This is a genomic window from Gordonia sp. Z-3, from assembly GCF_036233855.1.
GTDB lineage: Bacteria > Actinomycetota > Actinomycetes > Mycobacteriales > Mycobacteriaceae > Gordonia > Gordonia tangerina.
On record NZ_JAZARS010000030.1, the window covers coordinates 21,459 to 29,203 of the forward strand.

The following is a 7,745-nucleotide window of genomic DNA, read 5'->3' on the forward strand; positions in this document are numbered from 1 at the left end:
AGGGTCGGGGGACTCGAGAAGGAGGCAACTCATGAACCGAACTGCTCGCCTCGCAGCATCCGCGCTCGCCGCGTCCGGGCTGGCGGTGGGTGCGACCACCGTCGCGGCCGCGTCGGCGACCGCGGCCGAACCCGCTGCCCTGAGCATCCAAGGTGACCTGGCGCTGACACCAGACCTGCATCTGTTGCGCATCGACGCCGAGGGCGCACGTACCGGGGCAGGAGCCACCGGCGGCACCTATACGGCGACCGTGCTGGCCGGCACCGACCCGACGCCCATCCAGGTCACCGGTCCGATCACCTGCATCTACGTCAAGGGCGATACGGCCTCCCTGGTCTACCCGATCAGCGACATCAAACCCATCGGCCTGCCGGCGCAGTTCAAGGATGCTGCCGCCGTGCAGATCACTGTGCGCGAGGGGACCGACGGACGTAGCGACATGGTCGGCGTCAACGGCCCGATGCTGACCAGCAGCTTCACCGGATGCGCACCGACCGACACCCCGTTCGCCTTCGACGGCGAGATCGAGACGTCGGGCGGCTGATCGACTGATTCAGCCGGTCATCTGTCTCTGCTCCCGAGGCGGATGACCGTAGCCGGTCGGCATGTTGGTGGCGTCGGCGGATTCCACAGCGGTGACCGCTCCGGACGACGCCAACGCCACCCCACCGGCGACAGCGGCGACGAACGCGACGATCGCGACCGGCCCCCACCCGGCGCGGGTGACGTCGCCGAGAAAGATGATGCCGACGGCACCGGGTAACACCGTTTGGCCCACCACAAGCGCGGCGGCGGCACCATTGACCGACCCCGTCTGCAGCGCGACGGTGAACAGATAGAACCCGGTGATCCCGCTGAACAGCAACGCATACAACGCGGGGTCGGTGAACATCGCCATCAGGTCGAACTCATCGAGGCCGTCGACGAGGCGCGACGCGATGGCCATCACGCCGAACACCGCACCCGCCATCAGCCCGGTCGCCGCGGCAATGTGCTTGTGCAACATACGCATACACATCAGGCCCAACCCGAACAGGACGGGCCCGGCCACCAACACCGCCCAGTGCATCCAGCGGTCGTTCTGCGCGCCTTCACTTCCCGCGGACACCGCCAACAGCACCAATGACGCCACCACCACGGTGCCGGCGATCCAGTCGCGCATCGCCAGCCGCACATGCAGCACCACCATCGCCAACAACGCCGTCGCGACGAGCCGCGCCGAGATGATGGTCTGCGACAAGAACAACGGGATCAGCCGCGCCGACAGGATGGTCGCGACGAACCCGATGATGTCGAAGACGAAGCCCACCAGGAACGGCACCGTCAGCATCGTCGCGACGGTCGACCGCAGCGACGGGTGCGCCTTGGACGACTGGCGGCGCTCCTCGCGAACGGCGGCCCGCTGCGCCACCTGATCGGCACCGAGCGCCTGAAGCACCGCAGCCGCGGCGAAGGCGAACGAGCCGATCACCGCGATGATGATTCCGGCGGTCATCGCAGCGAGATCACCACACTTCCTTTGATCAGCGGGGCTCGAGGACGTCGGTCCCGACGAACCGGGCCAGTTCCGGCGGCAGCGTCACCGAGCCGTCGGGCTGCTGATGGTTCTCCAGGATGGCGACGAGCCAACGGGTGGTGGCCAGGGTGCCGTTGAGCGTGGCGGCGGTCTGCGGTTTGCCGTTCTCGTCGCGGTACCGGATCGACAGCCGCCGCGCCTGGAAGGTGGTGCAGTTCGACGTCGACGTCAACTCGCGGTAGGTGCCCTGGGTCGGCACCCAGGCCTCACAGTCGTATTTGCGTGCCGCCGACGACCCGAGGTCGCCGCCGGCGACGTCGATCACCCGGTAGGGCACATCGATCGCGGCGAGCATCTCCCGCTCCCAGGCGAGCAGCTTCTGGTGTTCGGCCGCGGCGTCCTCGGGTTTGCAGTAGATGAAGCCCTCGACCTTGTCGAACTGGTGCACGCGGATGATGCCGCGGGTGTCCTTGCCGTAGCTGCCGGCTTCCCGCCGAAAGCAGCTCGACCAGCCGGCGTAGCGTTTCGGGCCGTCGGCGAGGTCGATGATCTCGTCGGAGTGATAGCCGGCCAGCGGCACTTCCGAGGTACCGACAAGGTAGAGGTCGTCGTCTTCGAGGTGATAGACCTCGTCGGCGTGGGCACCGAGGAAACCGGTGCCGCCCATGATCTCCGGTCGCACCAGCACCGGCGGGACCATCAGCGTGAACCCGTTCGCGACCGCCTTCTGTGCGGCCATGTTGAGCAGCCCGAGCTGCAACAACGCACCGTGTCCGGTGAGGAAGTAGAAGCGCGACCCGGAGACCTTGGCCCCGCGTTCCATGTCGATGAGGCCCAGCGCCTCGCCGAGTTCGAGGTGATCCTTCGGGTCGTCGATCCGGCGCGGTTCACCGACGTGTTCGAGAACCACATAGTCGTCCTCACCGCCGGCCGGGGCGCCCTCCTCGACGAGGTTGGAGATCGCGCGGTGCGCGGCGGTCGCGGCCTCGTCGGCCTCGTGCTGGGCCGCCACGGCCGCCTTCACCTGTTCGGCGAGTTCCTTGCCCTTGGCCAGCAGCGCGGCCTTCTCCTCGCCTTGGGCCTTGCCGACCTGCTTGCCGAGAGCCTTCTGCTCCGAGCGCAGACCGTCGGCCTCGACGATGGCGGCGCGGCGCGCGGCATCGGCGTCCAGCAACGCGTCGACCAGACCGGGATCCTCACCTCGGGTCCGTTGCGAGTCGCGCACGAGGTCGGGGTTCTCACGAAGAATCTTCAGGTCGATCACGTGTGAAACCCTACTGGAGGCGCTGTGGCGTGGCGTCGCACCCGCTGGTCAGCGTGCCCGCGCGGATTCACGACTGCCAGTGCCGCGTGTAATCGGTGCGGCCGAACATCTGGGCCGCATCCTGGGCGGTCGGAGTGCCGGCGAATGGGTCGGCACCCGCGCGCACCAACGCCGCGACCACGTCGTCGAAACCCTTGAACACCGCGCCGGCCAGCGGCGTCTGACCTCTGTCGTTGACGGCGTCGACGTCGGCGCCGCGGTCGATCAGCACCCCCACGGTCGCCGACGACCCGTGATAGGCGGCGAGCATCAGCAGCGAGTCGCCGGCCTGGTTGCGCAGGTCGACGGGCACACCGGCGTCGAGATAGGCGGCCAGGGTCGGCGCGTCGCCGGCGCGGGCCATGTCGAACAACCGTCCGGCGAGCTCGGCCACATCGTCGGGTACTGGGCCGGGCGCGGGGGTCTGCGAACTCACCGTCGCGAGTGTAGGTACTCCTCGGCAGACGCAACAGGCATGATGGGTTCTGATGAACGGCGATGACGACACCCCGCGGGACGGGGCCGACGACGACTGGGTGAACGTGCCCGGCGGCGAGACGTCAGAACACGACACGTCACCACACAACGCGCCGCCACAGGACACGCCATCGGCCGACGCGGCGGACACCCCCCGCGACGACGAGGGCCGCGACTGGCGACGATCCCTACTGCGCCATCCGGTGCGGGTGGTGCTGTCGGCGGTGATCATCGGCGCCATCGTGGCCGGCGCCATCGCCCTGGCCATGGGTGTGTTCAACGAGAGCGGCAGCGTCGGCGGCACCGACATCGGCGAAGGCGAGCGGCTCGCCCAGAACGCGTTCACCCAGTCGGTGCCCGGCGACTGCCTCGACTGGCCCGCAGACAACCCGGGCGATCCCAGCAAGGTCGCCTGCGATCAGCAGCACCGCTTCGAGGTCGCCGGTCCGCTCGACACCGGATTGTTGCCCGGGTCGGAGTTCGGCGAAAGCGCCTCGTGGCCGGGTGCCGGTCGCTTCGCCGCGATCCGTGACGAACAGTGTCCGGTCATCGTCGACGCCTACCTGGACGGGCGGCTCGATCCCCAGGGCCGGTTCTCGGTCGGCATGATGTATCCGTCGCAGGTGCAGTGGGACAAGGGTGCGCGCGAGTTGCGCTGCGGGCTGCAGCAGACCGGTGCGGACGGGATGGCCGACCAATTCGTCGGCCGCGTCGCCGAGCAGGACCAATCCTTCCAGTGGCCACCCGGTACGTGCATCGGTATCGATCCGGCCAACCGCAAACCCACCGGCGTCGCGGTGAACTGCACCGAGGCCCACGCCTTCCAGACCACCGGAACCGTCGTGCTGTCGCAGCGGTTCGGCAACCCGTTGTCGGGCAAGCCGTGGCCGGGGGTCGAGGCCCAGAACGATTATCTGCAGTCGATCTGCCCGGTACAGGCCACCCGCTTCCTGGGCGGTAAGCAGAAACTCGACGCGACGACGTTGAACGTGCAGTGGTCGGTGTTGTCGGAGCCCAGTTGGCTGGCCGGCAGCCGCACCGCGGTGTGCTACCTCGGACTGCCCGACCGGGGCGGTTTCGCCACCCTGGTCGGCGATGCCCGCTCGACCCTGCTCATCAACGGCAAACTGCCGGTGCCACCACCGCAGGCGCCACCGGGTCGGGCGCTGCCCACCCCGGTTCCGCTGCCGCCGGGTATCGCACCGAATCCGGACGAAGTGCCGGCCCCGGCCGGGTGACCCGATGACCGTACGCATGTCCGACGACGAGTTCGACGGGCTGGTGTCCGACGCGCTGGACACCATCCCCTCCGAGCTGACCGACAATATGTCGAACGTGGTGATCCTGGTGGAGCCGCACAACGAGGAAGAACCGTCGATCCTCGGCCTCTATCACGGGGTGGCGCTGACGATGCGCGACCACGAGTACGGCGGCTTCCTGCCCGACACCATCACCATCTACCGCGACCCCATTCTGGCGATGTGCCGCACCCGCGAGCAGGTCGTGCACGAGGTCGCGGTGACGGTGATCCACGAGATCGCCCACCACTTCGGCATCAGTGACGACTGGCTGCACGCGAACGGGTGGGGCTGAGGTCGTCGGCGGGCGGGGGCAGGGGTCCCGATACGCCGCTCGGCTAGCGCCCGGATCGGGAAGGCCAACCGTCGCCTGGCCCGCGCCGGCGCTGTCGACCGGTTCACCTGCGACGTCGAGGAGTTCGTGCGCTGAGGTGGGCAGCTCGTCGCGGTCGGCAGCGACGGCCCGGCTGAGATAGCGGCGCCCCTCGTCGGTGATCACCCAGGCCAGGGCCAGCAGCTCACGCACCCCGAACAGCTGTGCGCTGCCGGGCCCGCCCGAGGGTTCGGCCGGGACAAGGTCCTCGGGGTCGTACTGCAGCGCCCACAAACCGGCCGGCGAGACACCGAGGAACGGCACCAGACACGACTTGCCGATCTGCACGATCTCGCCGGTCTCCTCGTTACGCACAACGTAGGAGGTGCTGCGCGCGCGGGACTTTCGGCAATAGTCACACCAGTGTTCATCGGGGCGAGTCCACCCGTCGAGGCTCTGGCCGGGTGCGGTGCGCACCACCATGCCGGCCTCCTCGCGGGTCAGGGCGGCCAGGAAGGTGTAGCCGGGGGCGGTGATCTGCGGGGCGCTGAGGGTGACCCGGGCCATCGCGACGTGCTCGGTCCCCGCGGCGGTGTGATCGGTGCCGAGTGGGACGGAGTATTCCTCGCTGGCCATGATCTGGCTACAGCGCGCTCAGGGAGCAGGTGACCGCGTCACATCTGTCCACCCGTCGGTAGCTGCGCGGGTGGACAGGCCTTCGCTACTGTGCGGCGGGCAGTTCCGTGATAGGTACCGGCTCGGGCCAGTTCCATTGGCCGACAGGTACGCCCGCTGTGCCTGCGGGGACCAGCTGCACCAGCGACAGCGATACCTCATCGTTGGTCAGGGCGCCGCGGGTGCTGTAGTCGACGAATGGTATGACGCCTTCGATGTGGCCGGTGACGGTGGCTTTGCCGATTGCGGTCGGCGCCGATGAGTTGGTGATGCCGTCGATTTCCTGGCCGCTGAGTGTGCGCAGCACCCAATGTGACGGATTCAGGTCGTACGCGCCGTCGACGACGTCGATCGAGACCGGGACCAGCACGCTCACCGTCGAGGTCGAACTGCGGCGGACGGTGGCGGGGTCGCTGACCTGAACACGGATGGTGTAGCCGTCACCGGAAATGGTGTGTGTACTGCCGATCAGCCCGATCTCAGTATCCTCGTCGGCTTCGGAGTTCACTCGAGGTAGCAGGGGCATCTCTTCGTTGCTCGTCGGGGTTGAGACCGTCGTGGAGGCGGTTGTCGACGATTCCGGTGGCAGCGCGCCACCAGCACTGTTGTTGACGTCGTCATCGGTGCTGCCGCTGCACCCTGCGGCAGCGACGATGACAGCAACGACCGCGACAACACCTGTGAACGATGACGTACCCCGACTCACCAGTCATCCACCCCTATTCTTCACTCCCAAAAATTATCAGTGCGTTATCGTACGGGAGTCTGTGCGTCAGAGAGCCGTGGCCCCTTCATCCCGGGGCTCACCTACGCGAGACAGTCAGTCGGGGCGACAGGGGGGCGATGGACCCGTACAGGGCAGTGAACCGGACGAGCGGGACCACGTTCTGGCATGGAGGGACGCCGGGGCTTGACGTAGGAGACGAGATTTTGTCTCGCAACCACCTCTATCAACTCGGTGCAGGTAACCGATCTAGTCCACGGGGGGTAGATGACGACGGTTCGGTTGTGTACATCACCGACAGCCTCGCAGTAGCGAGAGGCTACGCTGCCCTGTACGCAACCCCCGGAGACGTGTACGAAGTGCGGCCACAACCGGCGTCGTCGCTGCGAATCGACGATGATCTCAAAGTGGTGAGCTTGACGGCCGCTAGGGCGAGGATCGTCGGCGTGGCTGAGCGTGAGGTGCAGGTGACTTATGAACAGGCTGTGCGACCGATAGCTCCGCACCTGACATGGGAAGACGACAGCCCGGTCTATACATCTGAAGGTTTCGTCACTCCCGCACCGAACTGGGCGCACGCCGATCCCGGGCAGCTCGCCGAACTAGGAAGTTGGCTGCCGCACGTTGGTATTCGGTACATCGAGCGAACCCGTCGGTGCGTGATTTACTGGCCGGTCATGGCCACATACGTGGCCAGGTTCCCCGAACTCGCGAATAGATCGCCTCACATGCACAGACGTGCGTGACTCCGGGACGGGGGACCCCGCCGTGTCTTGATGTGTGAGTCGGTGACAGCTGCAGCTGCTGGCCCGCAGCGGATCGACGGCAACGATGTGCGGGAGAAGTTGGCGGCGGGTGCGTTCACCCTCAACGACCACGACGTCACCGATGCCGCGCGGCAACTCGGGTGCACACCCGCTACCGGACCGCGCGGCGCTGTGTCGATGCTCGGGGCGCAGATCGAGCACGCCGCAACGATGTCGGCCACCTGTGCCCGCGACGCCCTGGCGATCAGGCTGCGTGTGAGCGCCGGCGGCGATGTCGCCCTGGCCGGTGTTGGGTCGGGAGGTTCTGGCGGCCGGGTCGACTGGAAGGTCTGTTGACACATTGACGTGGTGGCTGTGGCTGTTGATCGGGTTCCTCGCTGTGGTGGTGTTGGCGATCGGCGAGATAGTGGGACGTCGAACACACAGCCGCGCAGCTGGGTTGGTGATGGCGGTCGTGGCTGGAACGGAGTGTTATGTGACCTTTGTTGCCGTTCTCCTCGTTACCGGGTACTGAGGAGTGCTGGTGACCGGGCGCGCCTGAGTTGGATGGAGTGTCGAATTGAGTCGACCTTCTCCGGTTGGGCGAGCCACGCCGTGAGGTTCCCCCCGAACCGTAGAGGCATCGATAATGAGGAGCACGATGCCAGAGAAGCGGAAGAAGTACGACCGGGA

Annotated in this window: 8 protein-coding genes; 4 read left to right on the forward strand and 4 right to left on the reverse strand. The window is 67.2% G+C overall.

The genetic code is table 11. The features are described 5' to 3' along the window. Window positions 1–31 precede the first annotated feature (31 nt). Window positions 32–544: a hypothetical protein gene (locus tag VX037_RS22895; RefSeq protein ID WP_235723283.1), complete on the forward strand. Its 513-nt coding sequence runs from the start codon at window positions 32–34 to the stop codon at window positions 542–544. Window positions 545–553: 9 nt separating this feature from the next. Here the strand turns inward: VX037_RS22895 and VX037_RS22900 are convergent, their stop codons facing one another. The 3 genes from VX037_RS22900 to VX037_RS22910 form a co-directional block, all read right to left on the reverse strand. After that, a complete protein-coding gene (locus tag VX037_RS22900; RefSeq protein ID WP_235723282.1) occupies window positions 554–1,495 on the reverse strand; it encodes an EamA/RhaT family transporter in 942 nt (313 codons plus the stop codon). Between the two features lie 28 nt (window positions 1,496–1,523). Continuing rightward, window positions 1,524–2,780 (reverse strand): serine--tRNA ligase, encoded by a 1,257-nt coding sequence (gene serS / locus VX037_RS22905; RefSeq protein ID WP_235723281.1) that lies wholly within the window; start codon window positions 2,778–2,780, stop codon window positions 1,524–1,526. 67 nt (window positions 2,781–2,847) lie between these two features. After that, on the reverse strand, window positions 2,848–3,183 hold the full coding sequence (locus VX037_RS22910; protein ID WP_328716034.1) for an ankyrin repeat domain-containing protein: 336 nt from the start codon (window positions 3,181–3,183) through the stop codon (window positions 2,848–2,850). Between the two features lie 124 nt (window positions 3,184–3,307). Between VX037_RS22910 and VX037_RS22915 the strand changes: the two genes are divergently transcribed. After that, entirely contained in the window at window positions 3,308–4,534 is a 1,227-nt protein-coding gene (locus VX037_RS22915) for a septum formation family protein (RefSeq protein WP_235723280.1), read from the forward strand. 4 nt (window positions 4,535–4,538) lie between these two features. Continuing rightward, a complete protein-coding gene (locus VX037_RS22920; RefSeq protein WP_235723279.1) occupies window positions 4,539–4,889 on the forward strand; it encodes a metallopeptidase family protein in 351 nt (116 codons plus the stop codon). A gap of 739 nt (window positions 4,890–5,628) precedes the next feature. Here VX037_RS22920 and VX037_RS22925 read toward each other — a convergent pair. Beyond that, the gene (locus VX037_RS22925; RefSeq protein ID WP_235723278.1) at window positions 5,629–6,288 is read right to left on the reverse strand and encodes a hypothetical protein; all 660 of its coding nucleotides are present in this window, start codon (window positions 6,286–6,288) and stop codon (window positions 5,629–5,631) included. Between the two features lie 806 nt (window positions 6,289–7,094). Between VX037_RS22925 and VX037_RS22930 the strand changes: the two genes are divergently transcribed. Continuing rightward, window positions 7,095–7,409 (forward strand): hypothetical protein, encoded by a 315-nt coding sequence (locus VX037_RS22930; RefSeq protein WP_235723277.1) that lies wholly within the window; start codon window positions 7,095–7,097, stop codon window positions 7,407–7,409. Window positions 7,410–7,745 lie beyond the last annotated feature (336 nt).